Origin of the sequence: Streptomyces sp. NPDC046900 (assembly GCF_040644975.1) — a bacterium.
Classification (GTDB): Bacteria; Actinomycetota; Actinomycetes; order Streptomycetales; family Streptomycetaceae; genus Streptomyces.
Map to the genome: position 1 here is coordinate 23,914 of NZ_JBEYXD010000065.1, position 25,850 is coordinate 49,763.

Consider the following 25,850-nt stretch of genomic DNA (forward strand, 5'->3'; position numbering starts at 1 on the left):
TCCCCTCGATTTCGAAAGCAGCAGTCCCGTGATCTTGAAGAGCGCCGCGCGAGCCGCGGCCATCAGCACCGCAATACTCGCCGGCATGGTCACAGCCCCCGGTCAGGCAAGCGCCGACACCACCGGGCCCGTGGTCTCGGAGATCGGCAAGATCCGAACCGACACCGGGCTCGAGCTCACCGCCGACATCGACGCCCCGGCCGGCGTCACCTCCGTGACGGCCACCATCACCGCAGGCACGGCCAACGTGCCTGACACCTTCGTCAGCACGGTCACCGACTTCCACCTCGTCTCCGGCACCGCCACCTCCGGTGCCTGGCAGAGCAGCGGCGCACTGGGACTCGACATCTACGCCGGGTACCGGGTCGCCATCACTGCGCAGGACAGCCAGGGCACGGTCTCCCTTCCCGGCCGCGGCATGCTCGACTACCGCCCCACACCGGTCTTCCACGACACCGCCTACGAGCCCACGGCCCTCAGCTTCGAGCACCAGGACATCAACGTCACCGGCCGGCTGACCGAGTACGACCCGGCCAGCGGCGACACCGGAACCCCGTGGCAGACCACCGCCGCCACCGGCGTCTTCGTCACCTGGGACGGGCACACATCACCCCGCAACGCAACGGCAGCAGACGGCACCTTCGCCTTCACCGTCCACCCCGGCGACGTGCAGAACACCACCCTCCACGTCTTCGTCCCAGCCACAACGACGTACGCTCAGGGCCCGGACTCCGAGCCGATCACCTCGGTCGACTCCCCCGTACGCATCACCCTGGACCACACCGGCAGCACCGGCGCCCTGGTCGGCAGCACGCAGGTCATCAGCGGAACTGCAGAACGCCAGCAGGAGGACGGCACCTGGGTGCCGCTCGCCAACATCCCGCTCCCGATCCAAGACAACACGGGCACACGAGCCACCTGGGCGACCACCGATGCCACCGGGCGGTTCAGCCAGACCGTGACCGTCACCAACGACACCACGATCTGGACCGTCAGCGACACGCGGCCGTTCCTCACCCCTACCAGCGTCAGCTACACCGTCGCCAACCCCGTCGCGAAGGTGTCCCTGTACGCCAACAAGCCGGCCGTCGACGCCTACTCCCGCCTGCACATCTCCGGATACCTGACTGTCCCCGGCGTTTGGTGGCCGAGTGGCGGGCGGGTCTACATCCAGCAGTCCAACGACGGCCACACCGGCTGGACCAGCATCGGCTCCACCACGATCGACACCTCCGACAACGGCTTCGCCGCCTCCGTGCTCACCGTCACCAACCCCCACGGCTACTGGCGCTACTACTACCCCGGCGCCCCCGGCTTCACCGCCGCCTACAGCCCGGTCGTCCACGCCTTCCGCTATCAGACCGCCATCAGCGGCGGAAAGCCCAGCAGCACCCGGGTCGCCAAGGGCCACACCGTGACCATCAGCGGCACCCTCAAGCAGAACGGCTACGGCTACTGGACCCCCCTGCCCAAGGCCACCGTCCAGATCTTCTTCCGCCCCTCCGGCAGCAGCACCTGGCACCTGATCACCAGCGCCCACACCAGCAGCACCGGCTACTTCGCCGCTCACCCCACCATCACCCGCTCCGGCACCTGGCGCGTCGTGTACAAGACCCCCGACCAAGTCCACGTCAACGCCTACGGCCCCATGGTCCGGGTCACCGCAATCTGACGAACCAAGCGGTGCCGAACATCAGGCCACCGCGGCAGTCCCCGACCATGAAGTGGTGTAGCCGATCAAGCTGGCAAAAATGCAGTTCACAACCGGATTCGGGGCTACTGGGGCCGCTCTCGGACTGACACCCCGACAGCCCGTGACTTCGGCCCAAGCCGCCATTTCGATCCGCAGGCAGCTGAGCGCTGGCCAAGATCTCAAGCAGGATCGGCTACACCACTCGGCGGGACGCCATCCTGGAGCCGGGCTACCGCGATGACCAGGGAACACGCTTGTGCTGGCCAGCCGGGCGGACATCGACAAGATCGAAGCCATCCTCGTGGCGCGCGCGATGTTGGAGCTGGCCCAGGCCGGAGTCACGGACGAACCCGACCCACCCTTGCGTGGTCGCGTGTCGAAGAAGCCACCCAACGACGTCCATCGTCACCCCGAAGTCGTCCTCGTGGACGCACGCCGCACAGGGATCCTGCTCCGCCCCCTTGGCGTTGACGGCCTTCGCCCGCATCACGTTGACCACCAGGTACCCGACATCGCCGTCCCGTACGACGGCGTAGTCGCCGTCGTAGAGCCCGATCTTCTTCGGCGTCGGTGCGTTCGGCATCCCCTTGATGAGCCGCAGCAGCGACACCTCGCGGACCTTGCCCACGTCGGCGGGCAGCAGCTTGCGGAAGCCGGCGGCTCCCGTGCCGAACTCCCCGGTCGTCGGCGACGCCGCCACGTTCTCGCCGCGCCCGCCCGGCAGCACGCCGGAGCCGACGACGACGCCCCCGCGACCACGGCCGCGACGACGCCGGTGACGTGGATCACTAAAGATCTACGTGACGCACGCAACTGCGGCCTATGTCGTAGCTGTCTGACAGGGAGTGGGGCCCGTCCGGGCCGGGGAGCGAGAGAGCGGGGCAGGTCGTGGGAGGGCGCAGGGGTGGCATAGGGATCGCACTCGTCACGGTCGCGATGCTGGTGGGCGCCAGTGGCTGCGGCGGGGGCGGCGGTGACAAGGCGAGCGGGGGCGACGCAAAGGCGTCGGGAAAGGCGAGCGCGAGTGCCTCGCCGTCACCGACGAAGCCCGCCGGCCCGCCGATGCTGCTGGAGACGATCACCCCGCAGACGGGAACCACGGTCGGAGTGGCCATGCCGATCTCGGTGGTCTTCACGAACCCGGTGGCAGCGAAGGCACGGGCCACGGTCGAGAAGCACATGAAGGTGAGCGCCTCGCAGCCGGTGGCCGGCGCCTGGCACTGGATGGGCGACAGGCGCGCCGACTGGCGGCCGAAGACATACTGGCCCTCCGGCACGCAAGTGAAGATCGACGCTGACCTGAAGGGCGTCAGCAACGGCAACGGACGCCACGGCGTGCACGGCTACACACACACCTTCAAGATCGGCGACGACGTGCGCGCGGAGGTCTCGGTGACCGGCCACACCATGAAGGTGACCCGGAACGGCAAGGCGGTTCGAACCCTGTCCATCAATGCGGGCAGCGCCCAATATCCGACGTGGAACGGCACGATGGCCGTCATCGACAAGCAGGAGAAGGTCCACATGACCTCCTGCAGCGTTGGCATCAGCTGCGACAAGGGCAGCCCCGACTACTACGATCTGACGCTCCCCTGGGACGTCCACCTCACCCAGTCCGGCACGTATGTGCACTACTCGACCGGCGACCCCAATCCGGGTAGCGGCAGCGCCCGCGGCTCGCACGGCTGCGTCCATCTGTCCATGTCGGACGCCAAGTGGTTCTACGGTCAGGTCAAGCAGGGCGACCCGGTCACCATCACCGGCTCGCCCCGTGCCAAGGCCCCGGCCGACAACGGCTACGCCGACTTCAACCTGGGATGGGGCCAGTGGCTCGCCGGCAGCGCGTCCGGGGAGCAGACGACCGCGACGCTGTGACGCGCTGCGGCGGCGCTGTTCCCGCTGTCGCCACTCGTTCTACGGGAGGGCCCGCTGCCCGCCCGGGGCGGCGATCGGCGTCGGCCGGGCCGGGCTACCGGGTTATGCCCGCATCTTCTGAGCACTGGCTCCAGTCATTGGTGGGATGCCGGTGCTTTGCGGCTCCTGACGGCAGAAGATGACAGCAACAGAGCCGTACGCATAAGGACCTTGGCGGTAACAGGTGGACTGCCTTGAGCCCCTGGAGTAGGGACGCGGCAGCTCGCACGCGCGAGGGGATGAACCCCTAAAGCGGGTGTCGCAGGTTCGAATCCTGCCGGGGCACAGAGAGAAGGGCCGGCTCAGGAGGGGTTTCCCCCCGGGCCGGCCCTTCGGCGTTTCAGGGGTCGTGCCACAGGGGTGCCACTACGGGCCCGCAGCGTGAGCGGCGAAAGGGCAGGGACTGCCGCGCACAGGCCACTGGCTGGTGTGGCCCGTGCGCGGCTGACGCCGTCCCCCGCCGCCCCGGGGTCAGCCTGGGCTACGGCACGGAGTCGAGGCCGCCCTCCAGGGTGGTGCGAGTGATCAAGGGGCGGTCCCAGCGGGTGAGGATCTCGTTGGCGAGGTCCACGACCGGCAGAGGGTCGACATCTTCACCCACCTCGATGCCGGCGGCCGGCAGGCTACGCGGGACCGCGTCGGCGTCCAGGAGCATGCCCCGGCGCCCGTCCGAACCGTGACGGACATGGCCGCCGTTGTGGCGCCTCCGGTTCGTCAGGCGAACCAGATGATGCTGGCGCCCCCGGCCAGCAGGCAGTAGACGGCGAACGGGGTGAGGGTGCGGGTGGTGAAGTACCGGGACAGGAAGCGCACCGCGGTGTACGCGGCGATCGCGGCGGTGAAGAAGCCGACGATCACCTGGCCGTGGATGTGTGCGCCCGCCGGTCCCGCCAGGCTGGGCAGCTTGAGCACGCCCGCTGCAAGAATCACCGGTGTGGCCAGGAGGAACGAGAACTTGGCGGCGTCCTCGTGGTCAAGGCCGCGCAGCAGACCACCGACCATGGTGATGCCCGAGCGGCTGATCCCGGCCAACAGGGCCAGCGTCTGGAAGAGGCCGATCACGCCGGCCTCGCGATAGCTCAGGGCGTCCAGACTCCGGCTCCTCGCGCCTGCACGGACGTCGGCTTCCAGCGCCGCCCCGGGGCCCGCGCTTACCGCCCGAGCCGGGACTCCCGCCTGCCGCGCCTCGGAGCGGCGCCGCAACCGCTCACCGACCAGCAGGATCAGCCCGTTGACCGTGAGGAACACCGCGGCTGCCAGCGGCTTGGCGAACAGGGTACGGAAGGTGTGCTCGAGGGCCAGTCCAGTGATGCCCACCGGAATGGTGGCCACGACGAGCAGCCAGGCGAGGCGCTCCGTGGAAGTGGCGACCTGGCGAGTGCGCACGGTGGTGATGAAGGCGCGAATGATGCGAGCCCAGTCCTTGCGGTAGAAGAACAGCAGGGACGCGGCCGTCGCCACGTGCAGGGCGACGATGAAGGCGAGATACGGGGAGCCTTCCGAGTTGCCGGTGGCGTTCTCGGTGACCAGGTGCTGCCAGGAGCCGCCGATCCAGGCGGGCACCAGCACCGAATGGCCGAGGCTGGAGACCGGGAAGAGCTCTGTCCCGCCTTGCAGGGCTCCAATGACGACAGCCTGGAGATAGGACAATTCGGTCACGAAGGCTCCTCGCCAAACATCGGGGGGAGGGCCGGGCGACAGGACGCCGGGAGCGGCGCACGCCCGGAGCGGGGCTACTTTTACACTGGTGTAGAAGCTCTACACGAATGTAGGAGATGAGGAGATGGGCCGCAAGCCTGCAGGTGAGGACCCGCATCCTCGACACGTGCCGGGCTCACGGTCGGCAGGTCGGTCCCCTGCGCGAACACGGACACCGAGCGCAGTGAAGTAAGGAAGAGCCACGTGCTGGTCAGCAGGGCAGGCGAAGGGTGACAGCCGCTCCATGCCCCACGTTGTCGGCATGGGCGGTGCCGCCGTGAGCGGTGGCCATCGCGTGCACGAAGGCCAGTCCCAGGCCGGATCCGTCACTGGTGCGGCTGGCCTCGGCGCGGGCGAAGCGGTCGAACGCCCTAGGCAGGAACTCCGGCGGAAAGCCCGGGCCTTCGTCCGTGATGCACACACTCAGTACGCCCTCGTGGACGGTCGCTGCGACGCGGACGCTGCCGTGCCCGTGCCGCAGTGCGTTGTCGACGAGGTTGCTGACGGCCGGCCGCAGCCACCGGGAGTCGACGTCGACGACCACGTCGGTGGAGTCGACCGTCAGGTCACGCCCGGCCCGCTTGGCGGTACGTCGATGCGGGGTGACGGCGGCGTCGATGAGGTTCGCGAGGGACGTGGGAGCGCGCGTGACGTGGCCGGTGCTACCGAGTTCCTCCAGGCCCAGCAGCGCGTTGGAGAGGTCGATCAGGCGCTGGACTTCGGCGTCCACGGAGCGCAGGGTCTCGGTGAGTTCTCCGGCGGAGCGGGGGCGGTGCAGGGCGAAGTCGAGTTCGGCGCGCATCAGGGTGAGCGGGGTCCGCAGTTCGTGGCTGGCGTCCGCGACGAACCGGCGCTCGCGCTCAGCAGACGCCTGAAGGCGGTCGAGCATGTGGTTGAGAGTGTGGCCGAGGCGGGTGATCTCGTCGTCCCGGTCGGCGGGCACGTCCAGGCGCAGGTTCTGAGTGCCGTCGGCAAGGGTGGCGGCACCGCTGCGGTAGCGCTCGACAGGACGCAGAGCGGCGCGGGCGGTGCGGTAGCCGACGTAGGACGCAGCGATGAGGGTCAGGCTGGAGGCGATGGCCAGTTGGGCGAGGAGTTCGCGCAGCGCTTCGTCGCGGTGGCCGCGTCGTACGGCGGCGATCACGATCCGCCTTTGGCCACCGGCCATGACGTAATGGGCTTGCAGGCGCAGGGTGTCCGAGGTGATCGGCAGCAGGGAGCCGACCTCATGCCGGACTGTGGCTCCGCGCGCGACGGAGTCCACTTCGTCCGGAGTGAGCAGGATCTGGTGGCGGATGGCGGCGCTGGAGTCCAGCACCCGGCCGTGCGCGTCGAGGACCTGCTGGAGACTGCCCCTGGGGCCGGACGGCAGCTGCGCTCGGTCGCGTACGGCGTGGTCGAGGCTGCGCTGGTAGGTGGTTAGATCGTCGTTCAGCTGCTGGTCCAGGGCGGTTTTGACCCGCCAGTAGACGAAGGCCGCCGCGCCCGTCAGGACCAGCGACATGGCGATGGCCACGGCCAGCACGAGACGCGTGACCACAGGCAGCCGCCCAAAGCGCGGGAGCAGTCGGCCCGGCAGGGTCATGGAGCCGTCTCCAGCCGGTAGCCGCGCCCCCGCAGTGTCGTGATGGTTGTACGGTCGAAGGCCCGGTCGACCTTGGCGCGCACCTTGGAGACGTGCACGTCAATGGCGTTGCTGCGCAGGTCCGCCTCGCCGTCCCACGCCTCCTCCAGCAGCCGTAGCCGCGACACCACGCACCCGGCGTTCTCCATCAGCACACGCAGCACGGCGAACTCCCGCCGCGACAGTTCCAACTCGGTGTCCGCGCGCCAGGCGCGCTGCCGCTCGGGATCAAGAACGAGGTCGCCGACCTGGAGCCGGCCGGCCGGATCGGGGCGGCGCCGGGATATCGCGCGCAACCTGGCCAGCAGTTCCTCCATGGCGAACGGCTTCACGACGTAGTCGTCAGCACCGGCGTCCAGCCCGGCCACCCGCTCGTTGATCGCACCGCGCGCGGTGAGCAGAATCACGGGCACGTCGATGCCCTCGGCACGCAGTGCCCGGCACACCTCCACGCCGTCCATGCCGGGCAGCATCACGTCCAGCAGTACGGCGTCCAGCCGGGGGTCGCGAGCGGCGGCCAGCCCGGAGGGGCCGTCATAGCGGCCCTCGGCGGTGTGTCCGGACTCGGTCAGGTAGCGGACGACCAGATCGGTCAGGCGGGTCTCGTCGTCGACGACCAGGCAGTGCATACCGTGCAGACTAGCCAGGCATCGGCTATGGCCCAGTCACTGGGAAACCTCCATGGTCTGGGTCGGCGGAACGACTTTGGACTGGAGCGGCTCCGGCGCGAGTGATCACGGCCCCGTAAGCCCCTTCCATCAGCGCTGACATCAGGCTTCATGGTTGCTTCATGCGCCGTCCTTATGGTTCGCGCTCATGAGCGAAGTGCTGGCGGTCAATGCCGCCGACCTCACCAAGACATACGGCACATTGACTGCGCTGGACCGGATCTCCATCAAGGTTGCCGAAGGCGAGGTCTACGGTCTTCTCGGCCCCAACGGCGCAGGCAAGACGACGTTCCTGCGGATGCTGTTCGGACTCATCCGCCCAGACAGCGGCACCTTGGAAGTCTTCGGCCGCTCGTGGGACAAGCATGGTGTCGCAGTGCTCGAGGGAGTGGCCGGCTTCATCGAGAGCCCGAAGTTCTATCCCGGCCTCAGCGGCCGGCGGAACCTGCAACTCCTCGCCGGATTCGACGGTGGGGTCGCACCCGACCGTATCGACGAAGTCCTCGACATCGTCGATCTCACCGACCGGCAGCGCGACAAGGTGGGCGGCTACTCCTTCGGCATGCGCCAGCGCTTGGGCGTCGCCGCGTCCCTGGTGCGCGACCCGAGACTCCTCATCTTCGACGAACCCGCCAACGGGCTGGACCCGGCCGGCATCCGTGACATGCGCGCCCTGGTCAAACGCCTCGCCTCGAGTGGCCTGACGGTGCTGCTCAGCAGCCATGACATGGGCGAAGTCGAGCAGATCTGCGACGACGTCACGATCATGCGCACCGGGACGGTCGCGTACCACGGGTCGATCGCCGCCCTACGCGAGCAGGCCCCCGCGCAGGCCCATCGCATTACCACCACTGACGACGCCGCCACCGAGAAACTCGTCCGCGCGCGCGGACTCGAGGTCGGTCACACCGGCGACGGCCTCGCCGTCCACGGATCGCACGGGGACATCGACGCTCTGATCACCGACATCGTCGGAGCCGGCATCGCCCTGCGCGGACTGGGTCTCGACAAGACGCCCCTGGAATCGCTGTTCTTCATGCTCACCGAGCCCACGCCAGATGCACCCACCCCCGAGATCGACACCCCAGTGACCAGCGGAGCGCACCGATGACCACGACCACCACCGGGGTTCCCCGCACTCCGACCACGACCGCTTCCGCAGCGCCTGGGCGCACCACCCGGCGCCCCGGCACCGGGACCGTCCTGCGTTGGGAGGTCGCCAAGCTCGTCGCACAGGCCCGCAGCCGCTACGCGCTGCTCGTCTGCCTCATCGCGCCGATCGCCATCGTGCTCGTTTTCAACGGACAGCAGCAGTCGCCCAGCGACACGATCTACGGTCGGCAGATCCACACCAGCGGATACGCAGCGCCGCTGTTCATCCTCGCCTTCGGCTCTCAGTGGATCTTCCCGATGCTGGCAGCCCTCGTGGCCGGCGACATCTTCGCCAACGAGGACCAGCACGGCACCTGGAAGACCATCCTGACCCGGTCGGTCACCCGCAGCCAGATCTTTTGGGCGAAGACGCTCACCGCGACCCTGTTCACCGTCGTCTCGCTGGCCGTTCTGGAAGCGAGCACCATCGGCTCCAGCCTGCTGATCATCGGCACACAGCCCCTGGTCGGGCTCGGAGGCCAGCTCATTCCCTCCGGCACGGCACTTCCGCTGGTCATCGCCTCCTGGGCAACTGCCCTGGCGCCGCAGATCGGGTTCACCGCCCTGGCCATCCTGTTGTCGGTCAAGACGCGCAACCCCGCTGCGGGAGTCGCCGTGCCGGTCGCCCTCGGACTGGTCATGCAGCTGATCGGCACCCTCGGCGGCATCGACCTCACTCGCCGGTTCCTGCTGACCACACCGATGGATTCGTGGCACGGACTGCTCGCCGAGCACCCCTTCTACGGCCCGCTCACATTCGGACTGGCGGTCAGCGCCGCCTGGACCGCCATCTGTCTGGCGGGCGCCTACATCTCGCTGCGCCGCCGCGACATCACCGGAGGCTGAACCGTGATCCGCACCCGCCTTGTCACCCGTGGTCTGATCGTCGCTGCGGCGATCGCCGCCGTGGCCGTGTCCACCGCCTTCAGCACGCCCGACGTCACCAAGGCGCGCGTGGAGCGAGCACTGGCCCCGACGTTTGCGAACCTGTACGTCCAGCAGGCAGCCATCCTCGGGATCCCCGGCATCACCGTCGCTGGAATCGACGCCTCAGCAGACTGTGACCGCGGCGGCCCAAAGGTCGCCGATGTCGGCTCTGGAACCGACTGGATCTGCATGGTCACCTTCCACGACGACGCCCACCACGTGCAGACCGGGAAGTTCGAACTGCATATCAGGGCCGACTCCACCTACGTCGCCGGTGGGCCCTCCAAGCTCATCGGCATGGCGACCATCACCGACAAGAAGTCCGGGAAGGACGTCCCCAACCCGGTGTTCGAGTTCGACGGCACACTCGACCCGGACCACCCGTAGCGCGCAGCGGAGCGGGCGCCTTGAACCAGCAGAAAAAGTTGTAACCCAGTCAGGCGCGTGGGGCTGCCCCACGCGCCCGATGCTTGCTCAGGGGCCGTTCACGTGCGCGGTGGGTGTGGGATTTGAACCCACGGTGGCTTTGGCCACGACGGTTTCAAGATCGCGGACCTGTTTGACTCAGCCCACGCCGTCCTCGTGGTCGCCGACAGGCAGAGGCGATCAGTCGAGCCACACGAGCATGGCGTCATCCGCCGCCGCGGCAGCCTGGAAGAACTGCGTCAGGCCGTCGTACCAGTGACGCCCCCACTCAAGCGCTCCAGGCTCAGCCCATCCGAGGGGATACGCCCCAGCCAGGGGATACACATCTGCCTTGGTCAGGTCGGCCGGATTCACGCCGCTCACGAGCTGGTCATACGTGGTGGCACGCAGCGCCCGCGCTGCAAGACGCACCCGCTCCGAGCGCAGGTACCTCGGCGGCCCGTAACCCCAGTCCTCATCCTCGGCAAACAACTCCTCACCATGGATGACGTCCACCGGGAAGTCGGCACGCGTCAAGAGGAAACCCAGCATGTCCCAGGTCTTGGACGTGCTGAAATGACGCGCTTCTGTCGGCGCAGGTTCTGACTCCTCCTCGGCGTCCTGGACCTCTTCGGCGAAATCCAGCGCCCAGTCAGGGTCCTGAATCGCCCGGTCGAGCTCAGCAGCCGTAACGCGCAGGTACTCACCGATCATGCTCATGGCCGGAGACTAGACGAGGCCTCTGACAGCGGTGGGCGGGCAGACCGTCTCAGTTTCCGTCTCATTCAGCCCCGTTCAGCAGTGTTCATCTGAACCGCCGTGCCGGTTCCCACCTGGTCGCGAGCCGCCCACAAACCCAGGTGAACGCCCCTGCACACCCCACCACCCCACCACCACAGTTGGAAAGCGTGCGGGTAGGAAAGCCCAAAGCACTCAACGGGCTTGACATGGTCCAGTCGTCGTGTAGTGATCCACACATCGTGATCCTTTGGGGGGATGATGTGTCGTACATAACCGTGACGCTCGCCGGCGCCGACTCGCCGGGTGAGCATCTCCAACTGGCGGTCTTCACGGCAGCGGCCGCAGTCGTCTTCATGTGGATGGGGCGCAGGCAGCGCCGCACGGGGCGGAGCTTGATCGTCCCTGACAAGACGGTCAGAATCGCCGATCGGCTGGTCCCACCGCCGCCTCTGAGCCGCGGACACCGAACCGCCGGGTGCGCGTGGATAGTCTTCGGGAGCATCTTCGTCCTGCCGGCAGTGTTCAACATCGTGGCGGCGATCCACGGACTCATCCGCTAAACCTGCGGCGGCTTTGCCCGTTGCGTTGGGATATAGCCGCACCACAACCGCACCAGGTCGAGCGGGGGACGCCGGGGAATCACGGTGAAAGCTGCCCAGCCCAACGAGGCCACGGACAGGACGTTCGCCCAGACAAGCGCCTGAACTGCCGATAAACGCTCGCAGCTTCCCAAGCTGATGGCTCGGTGCCGGCCTTGACTCGATCGGTGGGCGCTGATCGGCTTGGCCCATGGCCGTGGACCCCAGCGAGTACGACAAGGCAATGCCGATCGTGGCAGCCCACCTCGCAAAGATCGAGCGGGCGGTCAGCCGGACCCGCGCCTCACATGCGGGACAGCCGTTCGCAGCGGTCCATCAGGCATTGGCCGAAGCACTGCGAGACGAGGGCGCCGAACGCGTCGTGCCCCAGGTCGTTGAGGAGTTGGCGCGCCAGATCTCTGGGGCAGTTACCGGCCCCTCAGGAGCTGCGGGATGAGTGTCTAACTGCGTGACAACGCCCGCGCACAGCGGTGGACAACCACGGATTCCCATGGAGGCGGTCGTCGTAGGGGAGTACCCCTCGCCTCCGGTCGGGGTGCAGTTCGGGCCCTGCTCAGGGGCGGTGACGGCTTCGTCTTTGAGGACTTCGGCGCGGGTGTTGCAGCCGCCGTGGTCGGCGTCGGTCCCGTGCTTGAACTTCGTGCGTTCGTAGCCGGTGCGGTTCTCCTCCCGTACGGGGAGCGCGGCCAGGGCGTCGTGGACGGGCAGGGTCACCGTCTGCCCCGGCGCCCGCACCGGTTGGCGCGGGAGGGAAGCGGCGCCCGGGCCGGGGCATGCCCCGGGGCGGGCGGATTCGTTCTCCGCCCGCCCCGGGTCCGGCGTCGGTCCGGCGCACCCGCGCTACGCGTTCCTGACGCGCGGGAACGACCGGCGTCCGAGGCCGGCGCATGCCTCCTGCCGTCAGGTCTCCTGGACCAGGTACCTGACACTGTCGACGACGAACTCGCCGTACCGCAGGGCCGATCCGATGGCCTCCAGCCTTGTGTACTGCTCGGAGGACAGCGAGGCTTCGGGGGCGCATCTGATAGCCCTCAGCAGCACCCGGAACGCCACGTCCGGGGTGCAGTGGCGCGCGCAGTCGGTGAGTGTCGACCGCACTTCACCCGTGAGGAACCAGGCGCCCTCGATCTCGGCGACGACCGCGTCAAGGCAGGCGGTGCCGTCCTCGGCGTCCGCCCCCGTGAGCGCGTATACATCCGCGTTCGCCGACAGCCGGGCGTCACACAGGCCGACGACCGTGCGCGTCCACTCGGCTCCGCCTCCCAGACGTTCGAAGCCCGGCATGTACTGCGCCCCGGCGTCCCACAGCACCTCCAGCGTCGGGGAGGGAAGGCCGCCGAGAACCCGTGCGTCACGGCGCACGGCCAGTGCCCCCTCATCGACCGACTCCGCGAGGTGTTTGGCGACGACGTCGGCAGCCGTGGCCCCGTCGTGGATCCAGTCCTGATGGAAGGAAGCCATGACCCTCGACACACCGAAGTCGAACAGCGTAAAGCGTGGCATCGTGCCTCACCTTCTCACTTCGGGTAACACGTCTGCACGTAAAAGCCGGCCTTGTGCCCCTTGGCGCGCACGAGCTTGATGTAGTACCCGTTGCCCGCCACCTTCATAGACCCGTCCGGGTAGTAGACCTTGCCGAGCGAGTTCTTCGCCCCGAAGAAGCCCTCGAAGTCCAGGTCCGGGTCCCTGGTCTTCGAGAGCCAGGTCTTGATCCGGTTCGCGTTGTTGGCCAGTGCGTAGTCGACGACCTGCTGGGCGGTCTGCTGGTCGACGAACAGGCTGTTGGGCGTGGTGCGCCCGTACTGCGCCGTCTTCGCGATGGCCAGTTCCTTGGCCCTCTCCGCGCTGACGATCCCGGCCGTGTGCTCGTCGAGTGTGTGGGCCTACCCGGAGAACTTCTGGCCGTCGGCCACGAGGTCGTTGCAGTTGTGGACCAGGACCGGGCTGTCACCCGCCACGGCGTAGAAGGTGTGCAGGCCGGAGACGGTCAGGTCGTACACCGTTTGCGGCGTCGCCTCGTGCCGGTCGGTCACCGCTGCCACGATGCGCACGCCGCCCGGCGTACGCAGGGCGTCCCCGGGGCGAAGGGCGACGGCCAGGGTCCAGCCGCGGCCGGACACGAAGATCCGGTGTCCGGGGGTGCTGGTGAGGCGCCCGTCGTCGGTCAACGTCACCTCGACCAGGTCGTCGGCGCCGTGCCGGAAGGTACGGGTGACGGGCTCGCCCTGCGTGCGTCCGGTCTCCGGGTCGGAGGTCAGAAGCAGTTCGCCGGTCCGCACGTCTCGCAGCGCCTTGCGGCTGCCGTCGGCCAGGACCACTTCGGTGGTGCCGGGGAAGCTGTTGACCCGACAGGCGGTCACAACCTCTTCGTAGATCTCCACCTCCCTCTCGATCGCGGCGACCGCCGCCGCGTCGAGGCCCTCGATCGCCTTGAGCGCCTTGAGGGCGCCCCGGACACCGATGCCGGTGGCGAACGCGGCGTCCACGGCGCGCAGCGCGTCCGCGATGGGCCGGATGGCCTTTCCCGCGAACAGGGAGGCCACGTCCACGGCCGCCGAGGCGCATCCGCCCCAGCTTCCACTCTCTCCGCCGGGGGTGAGCTTCTGGGCGCACTTGATCCAGTTGCCGAAGAGGATGTCGACCGGGTCGATGTTGCTCTGGTACTCCTCGATCGTGATGGTGTGCGTGACCGTCTGGGACAGTTCCTTGGTCCGGATCTGGCCAATGTAGTCCGTGGCCTTGGAGGGGCAGGCGAACTTCTGCGGGTCCAGATCCTGCGCGGTGCACAGGTACAGGTCGAGGACCGCCACGTACCGGATCTTCTCGGTGATGGTGCAGTCGCCCTTGTAGAAGAGCTTGTCGATCCAGCCGTCGCAGCCGTCCGTCTTGTTGACGGCTTCCGGGTCGCCGACCTTCTCGATGTGGTCGATGACGTAGAACACGTTGCCGATCGAGCCGCCGTTGCCGTCGGGGACGGTGCCGGTGTCGATCTGCTCGGCCTTTGCCGCCTTCTCGGCTCTGTCAGCCGCTTCCTGGGCTTCCTTGGCGTAAGTGGCGGCATCCTTGGCGGCTTGTTCGGCTTCGGTGGCCACGGCGTCAGCGCGGTCGGCTGCCGCTCGGGCGTCCTTGGCGTCCTGTTCGGCCTGGGCGGCGGCTGAGCGGACTGCTTCGGCGTCGAGTTCGGCAGAGTCGGCGGAGTCGCGGGCGTCCTTGAGGTAGCCCTCGGCGGTGACGGCTGCCTTGTCGGCGGCTGCCGCGTCTTCGGTCGCCTGCTTGTCGTATTCGATGGTGTCCCCGGAGTCCAGGGAGTCGGCGTAGGCGGTCTTGGCGTCGGCCTTGGCGGCGGGCCGCGTCGGCCTTCTGCTCGGCGTCCCACACGTCGTCCCGCATGGACTTGGCGTGGTCCTTCGCCGTAACCGCGTCATCGCGCTTGCTCTCGGCGGTCTTCTCCGCGGCCTCGGCCTTGTCCTTGGCGTCCTTGGCCTTGGTCGCCTCGGACTCGGCGTTCTTGCGGTGCTGGGCGGCCTCGGCCTGCTTGGCGGCTGCCTTCTCTTTCTCCGCCTTGGCCGTCTTTTGGGGCGTGCTCGGCGCCGGGGTGGCCGCAGTTGCTGCGTGCGCGGTCTGCTGTGCGGGGCCGATCCTCGCCGTGCTCGGCAGCGTCGGTGCCGCCTCCGCGATTGGTGCCCCGTGGGTGCCCGCCCTCGCCGTACTGGCCGTGGCCGCCGTGGCCGGGATTCTGGTCGTACGCAGGCGCCGCCGTTCAGCAGCCTGCCGCACGCCTCCGGTGCGCGTCGATCTCGGCATGCCCAGTCTTGGCCAGCCGGACGAAGACAACACGCCGACGGATTGACTCAGCGCACGCCCCATGCCTGGGGCACAAGATGACCTGTGAGATGGACGAGCGGCTGTCACGAGGGCGGGCCGCTACGTAGTAGTAGGGAGCGGACGGGGTGCCTGAGCAGGGACCGCAGGGCCTGGTCGAGCGGATGGAACACCACCAGGTCGCGATCTACCTTGCGGCGATGGCCGCCGGGGGTCTGCTGGGCTGGCTGGCCCCGAGTGCCGGCCCCGGGCTTGAGCACGCTATTAGCCCCGTGCTGTCCGCTCTGCTGTTCGTCACCTTCCTCCACGTGCCCGCCGCCGAGTTGTTCCGGTCCCTACGCGACGGCCGGTTCCTCACCGCTGCCCTGGCACCAACGCCGTCCGCCACAGCACCGGCCCGATCGGACTGCGTCTGATCCACCACCAAGCCCTGACCTGCGAAGTGTTCGCCCCCGACGCCAACTCCCCACATCTGCGCCACGCGCGCGCCATCGACGAAAACGGCCGCGGCCTCTTCTAGGCCGCGAAACCCACCCGCGCCCATGTCCGGTCCTCCGTCAGGTACTTGTCCACCTTCAGGCCCACCTCCGCGAGCGCCCCCTCGAACTGCTTCTTCGTCAGCGGCCGGGACAGGAACGTTTGTGTCCATGTGGCATCAGGGAACTCGTACTCCGCATATATGGAGTCCACCCCATCGCCGGATGGCTCGGCCGACACGATCCGCACCGTGAACCCGCTGGGCTCGACACGCTCACGCGGCAGGTTCGTATGCCAGTCCTCACCCTCTCGCTGGATCAGCACGCAGCCGCCCGTCGCGAGATGCCGGACGCAGGTGCGCAGCAGCGCCCGCCGCACTTCAGCGTCTCCGGCGTGCACAAGGAACGACGCGAGCATCACCACGTCGAATGTCTGGCCCAGGTCAAGGTCCTCGATCGGGCTGCATATCGTGCGCGCCCCGCGGACTCGGCTGAGCATCTCTGGGGACTCGTCCACGGCGGTGACCGTAAAACCCAGCTCCAGGAGCGGGTGGGTCACGCGCCCCACGCCACAGCCCAGCTCCAGGACGTGCGCACCCGCCGGCACGGCCGCGGCGACAATGTCCGGCTCGGCCCCGACCGGCAGCCGCGAGTACAGCTCGACCGCGCAGCCGTCCGGGGTGATCACCCCGGGCCCGGTCCCCTGATGTCCCGCTCGCCTACTGAGCCCCATGCCTGTCCAACGGGCCGGGCCAGACGCCCGTTCCCCTACCCCGCCGGTTTCCTCGTGGCACCTACCGCGGGAAGCAGCCCCGGGGGGTCCGTCCTCCGGGAGAACGACGCCTGCAAGCGACCGGCCGGGACTCAATGCGCTGGAGCCGGACTGGCCTGAGTGTCCAACTGCGTGACGACGCCGACACACACCGGCGAACAAGCACGGACGGCTGCGGACCATCGGGGCAAGTGAGAGACATGCCGGCCCGAGGTCCAGCGCCCAGCGAAGTTCGTTCGGGACGAAGAGGTCGCCATCGAAAGAGGGCCCCTCCAGGCGGCCCGCTTGATGCGTGCATCCTGGCGGCATGAGGCATCCCGGCGGCGCGTACGTGAAGGTGCACTTCCGGCTTGAGATAGAGGCCGACTGGCCCCGGCCTCGGTGGAAAGCCTGTGGGTCATCGACCAGGGTGACGGCACTGTGCAGCTCGACAAAATCCCCTGGTTCGTCCGAGGCATCGCCTGCGGGGACATCGTGGCCACGGAGCCCGACGAGGAAGGCGTGCGATGGGCCGGCGGGGTGGCTCGGCGTTCGGAGAACTGCACCATCCGCCCCATCGTGTTCCGTGACGGCGGCTCAGGAGCTGCGCGGCAGAGCGTGATCAACGCGTTTCAGGTACTCGGCGTCGACGGCGAGGGCAGAGAGCGGTTCGGCACGACTTCGGAGGTGGCGAGCCACCTCTCTCCCAGGTCCGTCTCATGGCTTCCGTTCGGCTGCATGGTTCGGTTCCTCCTTCTCAGTGCAGTTGCTCGGCCAGTCCGACGATGATGCCCTCCGGGCCGCGGAGGTAGCAGAGCAGACAGCTGTCCTCGAACCGGGCGATCTCGCCGACGAGTTCGGCGCCGTGAGGGCGCAGGCGGGCAACGGTGCCCTCGATGTCGTCGACGGCGAACATGACGCGGTGCGTGCCCAGAATGTTGTGCGGCCGGTTGCGCGGTCCGGCGCTGATCACCGCGGGGCTGCGGTACTTCGCCAGCTCGAGCCGGCCGTGCCCGTCCGGGGTCCGGACCATCGCGATGTCACAGCGGACGCCGTCGAGTCCGGTGCACTGGTCGGCGAAGAGGCCCTCGACCTCCGCCCTGCCCTCCAGCTCCATACCGAGTTCCAGGAAGAACGCGATGGCGGCCTCCATGTCCTCGACGACGATGCCGACGTTGTCCATCCGCTGAATCGCCATGCTGGTCTCTCCTTCTTCCTGGTGCGGTCGGTGGTGGCCGCTGATGTCCCTGGGACGGAGCCAGTGGCACGTTCTCGACATCCCCAGACCGCCGAACTCCGAAAAATCTGTTGCGATCAGCTGACAGTGCCCAAGGCCTCTGCAAGGCAGATGTCCTGATCAAGCGAGAGGCCGAAGCCCCCCATACGCGGACTCCAGTTGCCCATGCAGCGCAGAACTCGACTGGGGCGGGGAGTTGCATTCCCACCGCTGAGAGGGGAAGCGTCAGGCTCATGGAAGTACCAGGGAGGAGCTCCCCAGAAAGGGTGGTCCAGCAACGCCTCCGCGAGAACCGTGCGTGTCTGCGGCGGAGCGCCAATGGCGTCCAGGGCACTCTCGACGACTTCGACGGCATCCGGGGGTAGTGCCTCGTCGCCGAGAACGGGCAATAGGAGAAGCAGGCGAGCGCGCGAGGCGGTGACCCCGGGGCCCGTACCTGGATTCTGAGCGATGTGGACCAGTTCGCGCCAGGCGAGACCGGGGCCGGCGAAGTGGCCCTCGATGCTGCCGAGCGACCGTGGTCGGTCCCAACTGGGGTGGGTCAAGTAGTAGTCGACCCCGCAGTCCTCGGGGAAGTTGCGATAGAGGATCAGAATCGTGTGTCCGCGCTGCAAGGGCAGCCGGAGGACCGGCCAGGCAGCCGGGTCAGTGAGAGTCCCGTAGGCCTCCTCGGTGTCCGCGCCGTCGACACCGAACCATCCGGGCTCAGGATCCACGTCCTCCCCTTCGGCAAGCCACAACAGGTGCGCGGGCCAGAAACCGGGAAGGCCGAGCCATTCCTCACTGACCGCAAGAGGGTCGTCCTCATATCCAGGGATCACCACGGCACCATCCTGACACCTCACTACCTGCCTCCTGGGATGAGTGTCCAACTGCGCGACAACGCCGACGAACAGCGGCGAACAACCGCGGACGCCTGCGGACCGCCGCCGCAGCAGGTGAGGGACATACCAGCGCAAGGTCAAGCGCGCAGCGAAGTTCGTTCGGGACGAAGAGGTCGTGTCAGACGCGTGCCAGGTCCTGCGTGCCTGTGCAGGTCATCGGCGGCCGAGACGACCACGTGGTGCCGGTTGAGAACGCCGAGTACCTGCACCGGCACCTGCCCAACAGCAGGCTCGACATCGTCGACGTCGGCCACTACGCGCCGCGTCCGCGACCTCATGGTTGAACTCGGAGCGCAGACCCGCTTCCAGGCGGGGCTGCAGGCCGCTCGCCGGGGCTGGCTGTAGGCGCTCGCCTGACGTAGTCGGCGTCGTCGTCACTGTTCCATGCGGACGCTGTCGGCTCGGGCCTGAATCCTGCCGGGGGCACCAGCCAAAAGGCCCTGGACCGATCACGGTCCGGGGCCTTTGACGGCCAACCGGGCTGCTGTTCCTCGTCACGAAGACATAGCCGTCCTCCGACCGGGCGACGCCCGTGCGCGCCAGGGGTGCCGGCGCAGCGGTGCGATGCACAGGGCGGGCATCGGAACGGCACCCGGTTGTTCATGTCCACGTCCGACCAGCGCAGGCTCACCATCCGCCGGCTTCCTTCGGCCGCCGGGTCTGCGCGGCGGCCGAAGCGGTGCGTGGGGAGCGGTCAGAGGGCCGGGACGTCCGGGAGTCCGAACATCGAGGGGTTGCTGCGGATCTTCTCGCGCAGGTCCACCGGTGTCGTGTCCGGCTCGGTGGTCCAGGCGTAGATCGGCTCGGCGAGCTCCGGGTTGACGAAGTACATCAGCGCGGTGCGGTTGGTCATGTGCAGGTTGCGCACCTGGTGGTAGAGCGCCGGGATCCGGCCGCCGGTCAGGTCGGCGAAGACCGAGCCCGGCATCAGGAGCACCTCGTCGGCCGCGGTCTGCATCGGGCAGGCCTCGCCGTTCAGCCACAGTTCCAGGCCGGGTGCGGTGGTGTGAATCACCGTGACCAGGTGGCCGTCCTCGTGCTTGTCCTGCAGCAGGTCGCGGTCGGAGTCCGCCGTCGCGTAGTTGTTGAGCTGCATGTAGGAGGCCGCCTCGAACGGCAGCGCCTTGTGACCGCCGAGTTGTGCGGCCACCTCGCCGACGGTGTCCGCGACGAACGCGGCCAGGTACGCACGCCAGGCCAGCAGTGCCTCGGTCAGCTCCGCTATCCCGGCGGAGTTCGGGATCAGGTCGAGCCGGTCGTGCCAGAGGGTGAAGCAGTCGTTGAGGTCCGGGCGCTCCGCGCTGACCGAGAACTCGCGGCCCAGCGGGCGGTAGCCGAAGTTGAAGTCCGCGGCGGCGTAACGCTCCTTCTCGACGACCGGTCGGCCGAAGAACTGCCGGCTCTCGCCGAGTACTCGGTGCAACAGGGGTTCTCCGCCGTCGCGGAGGGTGATTCGGGCGTAGCCGTCGCGCAGCAGATCGCCGGCAGCTTGCGTGGCAGTGGTGAGCATGGTGCTTCTCTATCTGTCTCTGGGTGCCTGAGCGGGCATCGGGGAATCGACGGAACGTCACTGGGGCAGCCACCGACGGCCGAGGCCTGCGGATCGCGACACGTCCGTGCCGTCACGGCGGCAAGCCGGCGAGCACTCGCACGGCGGGCCATGGCGACGAAGGCACCGGCAACCCCGCACGGCGTCACGGGCAGGGGTGAGGGCACGCCCGGTGCAGTGCGCGTCGGGTTCGGCGACCGGGGCGGGTCGGCGTTCGCGATACGGCGCCCGCGCGCACATGGAAGGACAACCCGTGACGGCAGGGAGACGACACTGGCGAAGGCACGCGGACAGACAGGCCAGGCTCGTTGAGTTGCCGCTCGCAGGAAGGACTCCGAACAGAACACAACTGGGCTCTGCCACAGTGAAGTTGGATTTACAGCACCGCTACGGGCTCAGGTGCGGGAGACAGCCTGAGCGAGAGCGGGTCGGGTACTCGGACTACTGCCGGGACACATCCCGACTGCCTCCTCTCGTGACCGCGCACCTCGGTGCGCTCGTCCACGCGGACGACGGCATCGCCGCCCACCCCAGGGCAGCACGAAGTCCTTCCCGGACCACGGCCACACTTGGCCGACACCCTCCACGTAGGAGTTTCAGCACTGCGCGGCGTGTCCCCACCCGTCCTGGGCGGGAAGCCACGGCCACCCCTTGATCCGGGGGGACCTGTCCTGAACCCGGGCGACCCTCGACGTCGTCGGGTCAGTGGGTTGTAGCCGCGCAGACGCCTCACCGAACGAGGTGTCGCGCCGGACAGTATGGCGCAGGCTCGAAGCGCCCTGTCAACTACGGAATCCACTGTGCACCGATGGCACCCCACGGCCAGTGACCTGCGCGTATGGGTGTCGTCAAAGACAAGCGGGATTCCATCATTCTCGTGTCAAGGCCGGCGTCAGCAGCGGATGCGGGGGTGTACTCGAACAGTGCGGGGACGGCTTCCCCCGCCCCGTGCCCAGGAGAGGAAGCGATCGGCGATGACAGCATCAGAGTCCACCACGGTCACACATCAGAGCGAGGACGCCCCTCACGCTCCCGAGTCGGAAAACGGCGAGCGCCACTCCCACGACTCGGAGTCCGGCACCGAGGAGCACAACCGCCTGGCGGCTGTGCACTGCCACATCGCCATGGACTACTCCGAGTAGCCCTCCTGGACCGCAGAGCCCGGGATCCGGCGCCTCTCGAAAAGTCATCGCCGCTGGTAGGAGCGGTGTCGGCTGGTCGGCTGGAAGCACTTCCTGGCGACCGTGGGCTACTCGCGGGACGGTCGCTGAGGTGACTTCGGTTGGTCAGTCTGCCATCGGGCGCCGAGGGGCCTACGCTCGCGTGAACCCGTGGCTCCGCTCCACTTTCGCCACATGCAGCGTGTAGCTCTCGTACCACTCGGTTTGCCCGCGCTTCTGCGCCGCGCGGTGCTCGGCGTTGGTCCGCCACTCCGTGAGGGCGTCGGCGTCGCGGAAGTACCCGACCGTGATGCCCAGCCCGCCAGGAGTCTGCGCGTGGTCCATCCCCAGGAACCCAGGGACGTCCTTCACCAGGTCTTCCATGCGTGCGTTGGTCTCGCTGTAGCCGCTCTGGTCCTGGGTTCGCACCGTGGTGAAGACAGCCACGTAGTAGGGGGGTTCAAAGGCCTCGACGGGCGCGACAGGCGCTTCCGAGTGATTGCTCATGGCGCCACCGTAAGGCGGGATGAGCCCGACGATCCAGCATCTTTCCCGAACGGGATACATGAGGGATCGGGCTCTTGACCAAAGCTGTCCGAGGTCTCCGCCAGCTCCCGGAAACGGCCACGAGCCTGCCGGCTCACAGAACGGCGCGAGGGTCGGAGAACCAGGGCGAACGTCGGCTGATGCGGCATCAGCGGCCGATCGCTGGGACGTCCCCGTCACGTGCCGAGCCAGGCGAGTGCCGCGACGGTCAGGGCGCTGACGCCGGTGTCCAGGGTCGGCTGGATGACCGGGGCAAAGGTGGGGCTGTGGTTGACCGGGATGTCCCGCGCGATCGTGCCGTTCTTGGCCGCCTGGGCGTACAGGTCGGGGTCGATGCCGCCGATGCCCCAGTAGGTGAATGGCGCGTCGAACGCTTTGGGGATCTCGCTCATGTCCTCGCTGGCGGTCTGCAGGTCGATGGTGTGTGCGTCGTCGCCGAAGTGGGCCGTGAATGCTTCGGCGACGCGCCGGGTCGGGGCCTCGTCGTTGACCGTCGGTGGGAAGGCGACGGTCTTTTCGATCACAGGTGCCTTCGGTGACCGGGACGCCTCGCACTCGGCCTTGACGATCCGTTCGATCGCGTGGAGGACCTTGGTGCGCGAGGCGTGGTCGTAAGTGCGGACGTTGAGCTGGATGACCGCGCTGTCGGGGATGATGTTGGGGTCGGTTCCGGCGTGGATGCTGCCCACGGTGACGACGGCGGGGGTGGTGGCGGCCAGTTCCCGGGAGACGATGGTCTGCAGGCGCACGACGATCATCGCGGCCATCACCACGGGGTCCACTGCGGCCTGAGGCATCGAGCCGTGTGCGCCCCGGCCGTGGACCGTGATGCGCAGGCTGTCCGCTGCCGACAGGAACGGCCCGGAGCGGATGCCGACATAGCCGGCCGGATACGGCAGGACGTGTTGGGCGAGTACCACGTCGGGTCGGGGCGACCTGGACGTCAGACCATCATTGATCATGATGTCGGCACCGTCGCCGTTCTCCTCCGAGGGCTGGAAGAGAGCCACGAAGGTGCCCCGCCAGGCATCCTTGGCCTGAGCCATCAGCCGTGCGCAGCCGATCAGACAGGTCACGTGCACATCGTGCCCGCAGGCGTGCATCACAGGCTGCTCCGCGCCGCCGTCGGCGGTCACGGTGACCGTCGTGGAGGCGTAGGGCAGGCCGGTCTGCTCACGCACCGGGAGGGCGTCCATGTCGGCGCGGACCATGACGGTCGGGCCCTCGCCGTTGGCCAGAATTCCGATCACGCCGGTGCCGCCGATGCCGTCGGTGACCTCGTAGCCGAAGTCCCGCAGGGTGTCGGACGCCTTCTGTGCGGTGCGGTGCTCCCGTAGCCCGAGTTCGGGGTGTCTGTGCAGGTCCTTGTAAAAGTCCTCGAGGTAGGAGCGGATGCCGTCCAGGCCGGCCAGCACAGTGTGGGCATGGTCGGTCATGAAGACTCCTTGCCTGAGCGCGACCTTCTCCCGCGGCGGGAGCGGCGTCGCATCAGCGAGGCCAGCTTGGCGTGCGGCTGCCAGGCCAGACCACTGGGAAGGTTCCAGCCGTAGTGCACGGCGGTGAGCCGGAAGACGAAGGCCAAGGCGATGCCCAGGCCGATACCGACCTCAGGGATGCCGAGGTACCAGCAGAGCACCGTGACCGCTGCGACCACCAGGGCCACGGTGGCGTACAGGCCGTTGCCACCGAGAACGGCCGGCCTTCGACCGAGGATGACGTCGCGCAGGGCGCCACCGCCGACGGCGGTAAGGGTGCCCAGCAGGACCGCCGGAAGCCAGCCCAGGCCGACCGCCAGCGTCTTGTTGGCGCCCGCGACCGCCCAGAACCCGATCACCGCGGCATCCAGCGCGCTGAACAGTCGGGACCAGGACTGTTCACTGACCTGGATGAGGAAAGCGATCACGGTACCGGCGAAGGAGGTCAGCAGGTAGGCATAGTCGGTCAGGGCGACCGGGGTGCCGTGCTGCAGCAGCACGTCCCGCATCAGGCCTCCGCCCAGGCCGGAGACGATGCCGACCACCAAGAACCCGAACAGGTCCAGGCCGGCCGCACGGGCCACAGCGCCACCCAGCAGGGCGCACGAGAAGACGCCGGCAAGGTCCAGGTAGCGCGTCGCAATGTCAATCCCGGCAGAGACCGAAGACGACATCACGGACACATTGGACATAGGGCGAGCCTACTCACGGTCCCGCCTTCGTAGCCTGCCCGCGCACCTCTACGGGCAGGCGACGGAGCCAGGAAGGGCCCAGTCTGATGCACGGGCGCTCCGGTCAAGGGTGTGGGTCGGCCCCTGACAGTGCCTCCAGGGTGCCGTCAAGGCCGACGCCGATGCCTTCGACAAGAGCGCCGACCCCGCCACCGGTGCCAGGCCAGGCCAGGCCAGGCTGCCGAGGAGACCCCCGAAGCAGGCGCTCGGCGAAGTTCGTACGGGACGAAGAGGCCCGGTCGCCATCTGACCCTCCGAGTCGTACAACCGTACGGCCCTATCAACGGATCAACCAGTAACCTCAGCTCATGGCCGACATCACACCGCTCCGGCGTCGACTCGCAGCCACCGTGCTCATCGTCTGGCCGACGCTGTCACTTGCCGGATGGGGTCTGGCCCGCATCCTCGGAGGCCCGGAGGACCTCGCCGACTCCGCCGTGAGGGTGGCCGCGCTCATGGTCGCCGTGGCGGTGGTCATGAGGGTGCGCCAGTGGCGGAACCGCCACCGGCCCGGGTAGGCGCTCCGTACAGCAGCGCAGCACAGCAACCACCGCGCCGGCAGCCGACCGTCACGGACCTCGGACGACCAGCCGGCCGGCCGGGCAGACCTCAGCGACCCTCGCGCCCTTGGCTCGCATCGAGGGGCGCGCACGTCGAGCGATGGCCTGACTCGGCCACGGGGACTCCACCGCTGCCACCGGCGCAGACCATCGCTCCCTCCACCTGCCGCTACACGCGCGCGGGGGCCGATTCCGGTGCGGCGGCGGGCTCGTGCTCGCCCTGGACGTCCGCCTTGGTCACCGCCAGGTAGCCGACCATCACCACGATCAGGGCAAGCAGGACCAGAGCCACCGGCCCGTCGCCGAGTCCGAGACCTCCGACGGAGCGGGGCTTTCCGAGGCCGTCGGCGATCGACGCGCCGAGCGGACGGGTGATCACGTAGGCGGCCCAGAAGCAGAACACAGGGTTCCAGCGCAGCCAGCGGTACCCCACCGCCGGGATGAGGATCAGCCCCGCGAACACGGCTGCGGAGGTGAAGTAGCCCAGGTGCAGGGTGAAGGCGGTGAAGTCGCCCAGTGCTGTGCCCATGGCGAAGGTGGCGACCACGGTCGCCCAGTAGAACGCCTCACGGCGCGGGGAGTCGATGCTGTGGATCGACAGAGTGCCCTCGGTGCGACGCCACAGCCAGAACACGGCCAGCAGCAGCACCGCGTACAGCACGCTGGAGACGGTGTAGGGCACGCCGAGGGCCACGTGCATCACGTCAGCGGCCATCGTCCCGAAGATGCCGACCATGGCGACGGCGAACCAGTACGACCACGCCCGGTAGCGACCCTGTCGGAACTGGACCGCAAGCGCGACGAGGAAGGCGACGAATCCGAGCACCACGGCGAGCTGCGGCAGCATGACCTGGACGAGGTAGTCCGAGGCCCCCTCCCCCAGCGCCGTCGACAACCCCTTTGCGATCCAGAAGGCGGCGACGATTCCGGGGACGCGAACCGCGCCTCGGAAGGCGCCTGCGGCAGTGCTGCCCGAACGGGCATGACGAGCAATCGAAGTCACCCGGCAAGCCTACGGATCCGTCACGGCGTTTGTCTACACACTTGTAGACAGTTACCGTTGCGCAGACGGGCGGGTCACCCCCTCTGTGCTGCCACCCGTTGCACGTGAGGGGCTACATGACGACCACAACGACGCCCGACAGTCTTCGGACGCCCTCTCGGGGGATGCTGAACAAGGTCCCCGAGGTCACGATCTGGTTCTGGGTCATCAAAATCTTGTGCACCACGGTCGGCGA

The 25,850-nt window shown here is 68.3% G+C and carries 28 protein-coding genes, 1 tRNA gene, 2 pseudogenes and 1 riboswitch; of the genes and pseudogenes, 13 read left to right on the plus strand and 18 right to left on the minus strand.

The genetic code is table 11. The annotated features are described in order from the left end of the window. Positions 1-28 precede the first annotated feature (28 nt). Positions 29-1,672 carry a hypothetical protein gene (locus ABZ904_RS37805; protein ID WP_361828696.1) on the plus strand — a complete coding sequence of 548 codons (1,644 nt, stop codon included), beginning with the start codon at positions 29-31 and terminating at the stop codon, positions 1,670-1,672. Positions 1,673-1,922: 250 nt separating this feature from the next. Here ABZ904_RS37805 and ABZ904_RS37810 read toward each other — a convergent pair whose 3' ends face one another. Further along, positions 1,923-2,420 (minus strand): hypothetical protein, encoded by a 498-nt coding sequence (locus ABZ904_RS37810; protein WP_359404457.1) that lies wholly within the window; start codon positions 2,418-2,420, stop codon positions 1,923-1,925. Between the two features lie 209 nt (positions 2,421-2,629). On the opposite strand from ABZ904_RS37810, the gene ABZ904_RS37815 reads away from it, so the two are divergent. Together ABZ904_RS37815 and ABZ904_RS37820 are read left to right on the plus strand one after the other, a co-directional pair. Then, complete coding sequence (locus ABZ904_RS37815) at positions 2,630-3,568, plus strand: L,D-transpeptidase (protein WP_361000593.1); 939 nt, start codon at positions 2,630-2,632, stop codon at positions 3,566-3,568. A 237-nt stretch (positions 3,569-3,805) separates the two neighbouring features. After that, positions 3,806-3,892, plus strand: a tRNA-Phe gene (locus ABZ904_RS37820). A gap of 196 nt (positions 3,893-4,088) precedes the next feature. On the opposite strand, the gene ABZ904_RS37825 is transcribed toward ABZ904_RS37820, so the two are convergent. From ABZ904_RS37825 to ABZ904_RS37840, 4 genes are all read right to left on the minus strand, one after another. Then, positions 4,089-4,262, minus strand: coding sequence for a hypothetical protein (locus ABZ904_RS37825; protein ID WP_359404454.1), 174 nt, complete (start codon positions 4,260-4,262; stop codon positions 4,089-4,091). 59 nt (positions 4,263-4,321) lie between these two features. Further along, entirely contained in the window at positions 4,322-5,266 is a 945-nt protein-coding gene (locus ABZ904_RS37830; protein WP_361000548.1) for an undecaprenyl-diphosphate phosphatase, read from the minus strand. A gap of 250 nt (positions 5,267-5,516) precedes the next feature. Then, positions 5,517-6,890 carry a HAMP domain-containing sensor histidine kinase gene (locus tag ABZ904_RS37835; protein ID WP_359404448.1) on the minus strand — a complete coding sequence of 458 codons (1,374 nt, stop codon included), beginning with the start codon at positions 6,888-6,890 and terminating at the stop codon, positions 5,517-5,519. After that, entirely contained in the window at positions 6,887-7,558 is a 672-nt protein-coding gene (locus ABZ904_RS37840; RefSeq protein ID WP_361000552.1) for a response regulator transcription factor, read from the minus strand. The genes ABZ904_RS37835 and ABZ904_RS37840 overlap by 4 nt, the downstream gene beginning before the upstream one ends. Positions 7,559-7,745: 187 nt before the next feature. Between ABZ904_RS37840 and ABZ904_RS37845 the strand changes: the two genes are divergently transcribed. The 3 genes from ABZ904_RS37845 to ABZ904_RS37855 are packed head-to-tail and all read left to right on the plus strand — an operon-like array spanning position 7,746 to position 10,063. Beyond that, on the plus strand, positions 7,746-8,708 hold the full coding sequence (locus tag ABZ904_RS37845; protein WP_361828699.1) for an ABC transporter ATP-binding protein: 963 nt from the start codon (positions 7,746-7,748) through the stop codon (positions 8,706-8,708). Continuing rightward, a complete protein-coding gene (locus ABZ904_RS37850) occupies positions 8,705-9,595 on the plus strand; it encodes an ABC transporter permease (RefSeq protein ID WP_359404439.1) in 891 nt (296 codons plus the stop codon). The genes ABZ904_RS37845 and ABZ904_RS37850 overlap by 4 nt, the downstream gene beginning before the upstream one ends. Before the next feature lie 3 nt (positions 9,596-9,598). Further along, positions 9,599-10,063 (plus strand): hypothetical protein, encoded by a 465-nt coding sequence (locus ABZ904_RS37855; protein WP_359404436.1) that lies wholly within the window; start codon positions 9,599-9,601, stop codon positions 10,061-10,063. Between the two features lie 219 nt (positions 10,064-10,282). Here ABZ904_RS37855 and ABZ904_RS37860 read toward each other — a convergent pair whose 3' ends face one another. Beyond that, positions 10,283-10,801 (minus strand): YfbM family protein, encoded by a 519-nt coding sequence (locus ABZ904_RS37860; RefSeq protein ID WP_361000559.1) that lies wholly within the window; start codon positions 10,799-10,801, stop codon positions 10,283-10,285. Positions 10,802-10,989: 188 nt separating this feature from the next. Between ABZ904_RS37860 and ABZ904_RS37865 the strand changes: the two genes are divergently transcribed. Then, positions 10,990-11,382, plus strand: coding sequence for a hypothetical protein (locus ABZ904_RS37865; RefSeq protein ID WP_361000562.1), 393 nt, complete (start codon positions 10,990-10,992; stop codon positions 11,380-11,382). A 546-nt stretch (positions 11,383-11,928) separates the two neighbouring features. Here the strand turns inward: ABZ904_RS37865 and ABZ904_RS37870 are convergent. The 4 genes and pseudogenes from ABZ904_RS37870 to ABZ904_RS37885 form a co-directional block, all read right to left on the minus strand. Beyond that, positions 11,929-12,156, minus strand: a pseudogene (locus tag ABZ904_RS37870) (HNH endonuclease); the annotation flags it as partial. Between the two features lie 165 nt (positions 12,157-12,321). Continuing rightward, positions 12,322-12,924 carry a hypothetical protein gene (locus ABZ904_RS37875; protein WP_361828703.1) on the minus strand — a complete coding sequence of 201 codons (603 nt, stop codon included), beginning with the start codon at positions 12,922-12,924 and terminating at the stop codon, positions 12,322-12,324. 14 nt (positions 12,925-12,938) lie between these two features. Continuing rightward, the gene (locus tag ABZ904_RS37880) at positions 12,939-13,274 is read right to left on the minus strand and encodes an RNase A-like domain-containing protein (RefSeq protein ID WP_361000596.1); all 336 of its coding nucleotides are present in this window, start codon (positions 13,272-13,274) and stop codon (positions 12,939-12,941) included. 30 nt (positions 13,275-13,304) lie between these two features. Then, positions 13,305-14,846 (minus strand): polymorphic toxin-type HINT domain-containing protein, encoded by a 1,542-nt coding sequence (locus ABZ904_RS37885; protein WP_361000567.1) that lies wholly within the window; start codon positions 14,844-14,846, stop codon positions 13,305-13,307. A gap of 110 nt (positions 14,847-14,956) precedes the next feature. Between ABZ904_RS37885 and ABZ904_RS37890 the strand changes: the two genes are divergently transcribed. Then, complete coding sequence (locus tag ABZ904_RS37890; protein WP_361000569.1) at positions 14,957-15,271, plus strand: hypothetical protein; 315 nt, start codon at positions 14,957-14,959, stop codon at positions 15,269-15,271. Between the two features lie 136 nt (positions 15,272-15,407). Further along, positions 15,408-15,611, plus strand: a pseudogene (locus ABZ904_RS37895) (arsenic resistance protein); the annotation flags it as partial. Between the two features lie 148 nt (positions 15,612-15,759). On the opposite strand, the gene ABZ904_RS37900 reads toward ABZ904_RS37895, so the two are convergent. Next, complete coding sequence (locus ABZ904_RS37900) at positions 15,760-16,452, minus strand: class I SAM-dependent methyltransferase (RefSeq protein WP_359404415.1); 693 nt, start codon at positions 16,450-16,452, stop codon at positions 15,760-15,762. Between the two features lie 459 nt (positions 16,453-16,911). On the opposite strand from ABZ904_RS37900, the gene ABZ904_RS37905 reads away from it, so the two are divergent. Further along, positions 16,912-17,259, plus strand: coding sequence for a DUF4265 domain-containing protein (locus ABZ904_RS37905; RefSeq protein ID WP_361000598.1), 348 nt, complete (start codon positions 16,912-16,914; stop codon positions 17,257-17,259). Here ABZ904_RS37905 and ABZ904_RS37910 read toward each other — a convergent pair. Continuing rightward, positions 17,228-17,668 carry a VOC family protein gene (locus ABZ904_RS37910; RefSeq protein WP_361000572.1) on the minus strand — a complete coding sequence of 147 codons (441 nt, stop codon included), beginning with the start codon at positions 17,666-17,668 and terminating at the stop codon, positions 17,228-17,230. The genes ABZ904_RS37905 and ABZ904_RS37910 overlap by 32 nt on opposite strands. A gap of 116 nt (positions 17,669-17,784) precedes the next feature. Beyond that, positions 17,785-18,528, minus strand: a complete 744-nt coding sequence (locus ABZ904_RS37915; protein ID WP_361828706.1) for a hypothetical protein — start codon at positions 18,526-18,528, stop codon at positions 17,785-17,787. 203 nt (positions 18,529-18,731) lie between these two features. Between ABZ904_RS37915 and ABZ904_RS37920 the strand changes: the two genes are divergently transcribed. After that, positions 18,732-18,875: a hypothetical protein gene (locus ABZ904_RS37920; protein ID WP_359404403.1), complete on the plus strand. Its 144-nt coding sequence runs from the start codon at positions 18,732-18,734 to the stop codon at positions 18,873-18,875. Positions 18,876-19,285: 410 nt separating this feature from the next. Here the strand turns inward: ABZ904_RS37920 and ABZ904_RS37925 are convergent, their stop codons facing one another. Next, a complete protein-coding gene (locus tag ABZ904_RS37925; protein ID WP_361000578.1) occupies positions 19,286-20,101 on the minus strand; it encodes a 2OG-Fe(II) oxygenase family protein in 816 nt (271 codons plus the stop codon). Between the two features lie 612 nt (positions 20,102-20,713). Continuing rightward, a riboswitch (M-box (ykoK) riboswitch) is annotated at positions 20,714-20,888 on the minus strand. Positions 20,889-21,114: 226 nt separating this feature from the next. On the opposite strand from ABZ904_RS37925, the gene ABZ904_RS37930 reads away from it, so the two are divergent. Next, on the plus strand, positions 21,115-21,282 hold the full coding sequence (locus tag ABZ904_RS37930; RefSeq protein WP_361000581.1) for a hypothetical protein: 168 nt from the start codon (positions 21,115-21,117) through the stop codon (positions 21,280-21,282). 171 nt (positions 21,283-21,453) lie between these two features. Here the strand turns inward: ABZ904_RS37930 and ABZ904_RS37935 are convergent, their stop codons facing one another. The 3 genes from ABZ904_RS37935 to ABZ904_RS37945 form a co-directional block, all read right to left on the minus strand. Further along, on the minus strand, positions 21,454-21,807 hold the full coding sequence (locus tag ABZ904_RS37935; protein WP_359404394.1) for an antibiotic biosynthesis monooxygenase: 354 nt from the start codon (positions 21,805-21,807) through the stop codon (positions 21,454-21,456). A gap of 215 nt (positions 21,808-22,022) precedes the next feature. Continuing rightward, positions 22,023-23,282, minus strand: coding sequence for a M20 family metallopeptidase (locus ABZ904_RS37940; protein ID WP_359404391.1), 1,260 nt, complete (start codon positions 23,280-23,282; stop codon positions 22,023-22,025). Further along, the gene (locus tag ABZ904_RS37945) at positions 23,279-24,013 is read right to left on the minus strand and encodes a TRIC cation channel family protein (RefSeq protein WP_361000584.1); all 735 of its coding nucleotides are present in this window, start codon (positions 24,011-24,013) and stop codon (positions 23,279-23,281) included. The genes ABZ904_RS37940 and ABZ904_RS37945 overlap by 4 nt, the downstream gene beginning before the upstream one ends. A 347-nt stretch (positions 24,014-24,360) precedes the next feature. Here ABZ904_RS37945 and ABZ904_RS37950 point away from each other — a divergent pair, with 347 nt between their 5' ends. Beyond that, positions 24,361-24,570 carry a hypothetical protein gene (locus ABZ904_RS37950; protein ID WP_359404385.1) on the plus strand — a complete coding sequence of 70 codons (210 nt, stop codon included), beginning with the start codon at positions 24,361-24,363 and terminating at the stop codon, positions 24,568-24,570. A gap of 211 nt (positions 24,571-24,781) precedes the next feature. On the opposite strand, the gene ABZ904_RS37955 is transcribed toward ABZ904_RS37950, so the two are convergent. Then, the gene (locus tag ABZ904_RS37955; protein WP_359404382.1) at positions 24,782-25,615 is read right to left on the minus strand and encodes a hypothetical protein; all 834 of its coding nucleotides are present in this window, start codon (positions 25,613-25,615) and stop codon (positions 24,782-24,784) included. Between the last annotated feature and the right edge of the window lie 235 nt (positions 25,616-25,850).

Bases quoted from the DNA above. Each gene is read 5' to 3' on its own strand.
- ABZ904_RS37815 (WP_361000593.1), top strand. From the start codon at position 2,630: ATGCTGGTGGGCGCCAGTGGCTGCGGCGGGGGCGGCGGTGACAAGGCG.
- ABZ904_RS37825 (WP_359404454.1), bottom strand. From the start codon at position 4,262: ATGCTCCTGGACGCCGACGCGGTCCCGCGTAGCCTGCCGGCCGCCGGC.
- ABZ904_RS37835 (WP_359404448.1), bottom strand. From the start codon at position 6,890: ATGACCCTGCCGGGCCGACTGCTCCCGCGCTTTGGGCGGCTGCCTGTG.
- ABZ904_RS37840 (WP_361000552.1), bottom strand. From the start codon at position 7,558: ATGCACTGCCTGGTCGTCGACGACGAGACCCGCCTGACCGATCTGGTC.
- ABZ904_RS37845 (WP_361828699.1), top strand. From the start codon at position 7,746: ATGAGCGAAGTGCTGGCGGTCAATGCCGCCGACCTCACCAAGACATAC.
- ABZ904_RS37850 (WP_359404439.1), top strand. From the start codon at position 8,705: ATGACCACGACCACCACCGGGGTTCCCCGCACTCCGACCACGACCGCT.
- ABZ904_RS37860 (WP_361000559.1), bottom strand. From the start codon at position 10,801: ATGAGCATGATCGGTGAGTACCTGCGCGTTACGGCTGCTGAGCTCGAC.
- ABZ904_RS37875 (WP_361828703.1), bottom strand. From the start codon at position 12,924: ATGCCACGCTTTACGCTGTTCGACTTCGGTGTGTCGAGGGTCATGGCT.
- ABZ904_RS37885 (WP_361000567.1), bottom strand. From the start codon at position 14,846: ATGACGCGGTTACGGCGAAGGACCACGCCAAGTCCATGCGGGACGACG.
- ABZ904_RS37900 (WP_359404415.1), bottom strand. From the start codon at position 16,452: ATGGGGCTCAGTAGGCGAGCGGGACATCAGGGGACCGGGCCCGGGGTG.
- ABZ904_RS37910 (WP_361000572.1), bottom strand. From the start codon at position 17,668: ATGGCGATTCAGCGGATGGACAACGTCGGCATCGTCGTCGAGGACATG.
- ABZ904_RS37925 (WP_361000578.1), bottom strand. From the start codon at position 20,101: ATGCTCACCACTGCCACGCAAGCTGCCGGCGATCTGCTGCGCGACGGC.
- ABZ904_RS37930 (WP_361000581.1), top strand. From the start codon at position 21,115: ATGACAGCATCAGAGTCCACCACGGTCACACATCAGAGCGAGGACGCC.
- ABZ904_RS37935 (WP_359404394.1), bottom strand. From the start codon at position 21,807: ATGAGCAATCACTCGGAAGCGCCTGTCGCGCCCGTCGAGGCCTTTGAA.
- ABZ904_RS37940 (WP_359404391.1), bottom strand. From the start codon at position 23,282: ATGACCGACCATGCCCACACTGTGCTGGCCGGCCTGGACGGCATCCGC.
- ABZ904_RS37945 (WP_361000584.1), bottom strand. From the start codon at position 24,013: ATGTCCAATGTGTCCGTGATGTCGTCTTCGGTCTCTGCCGGGATTGAC.
- ABZ904_RS37950 (WP_359404385.1), top strand. From the start codon at position 24,361: ATGGCCGACATCACACCGCTCCGGCGTCGACTCGCAGCCACCGTGCTC.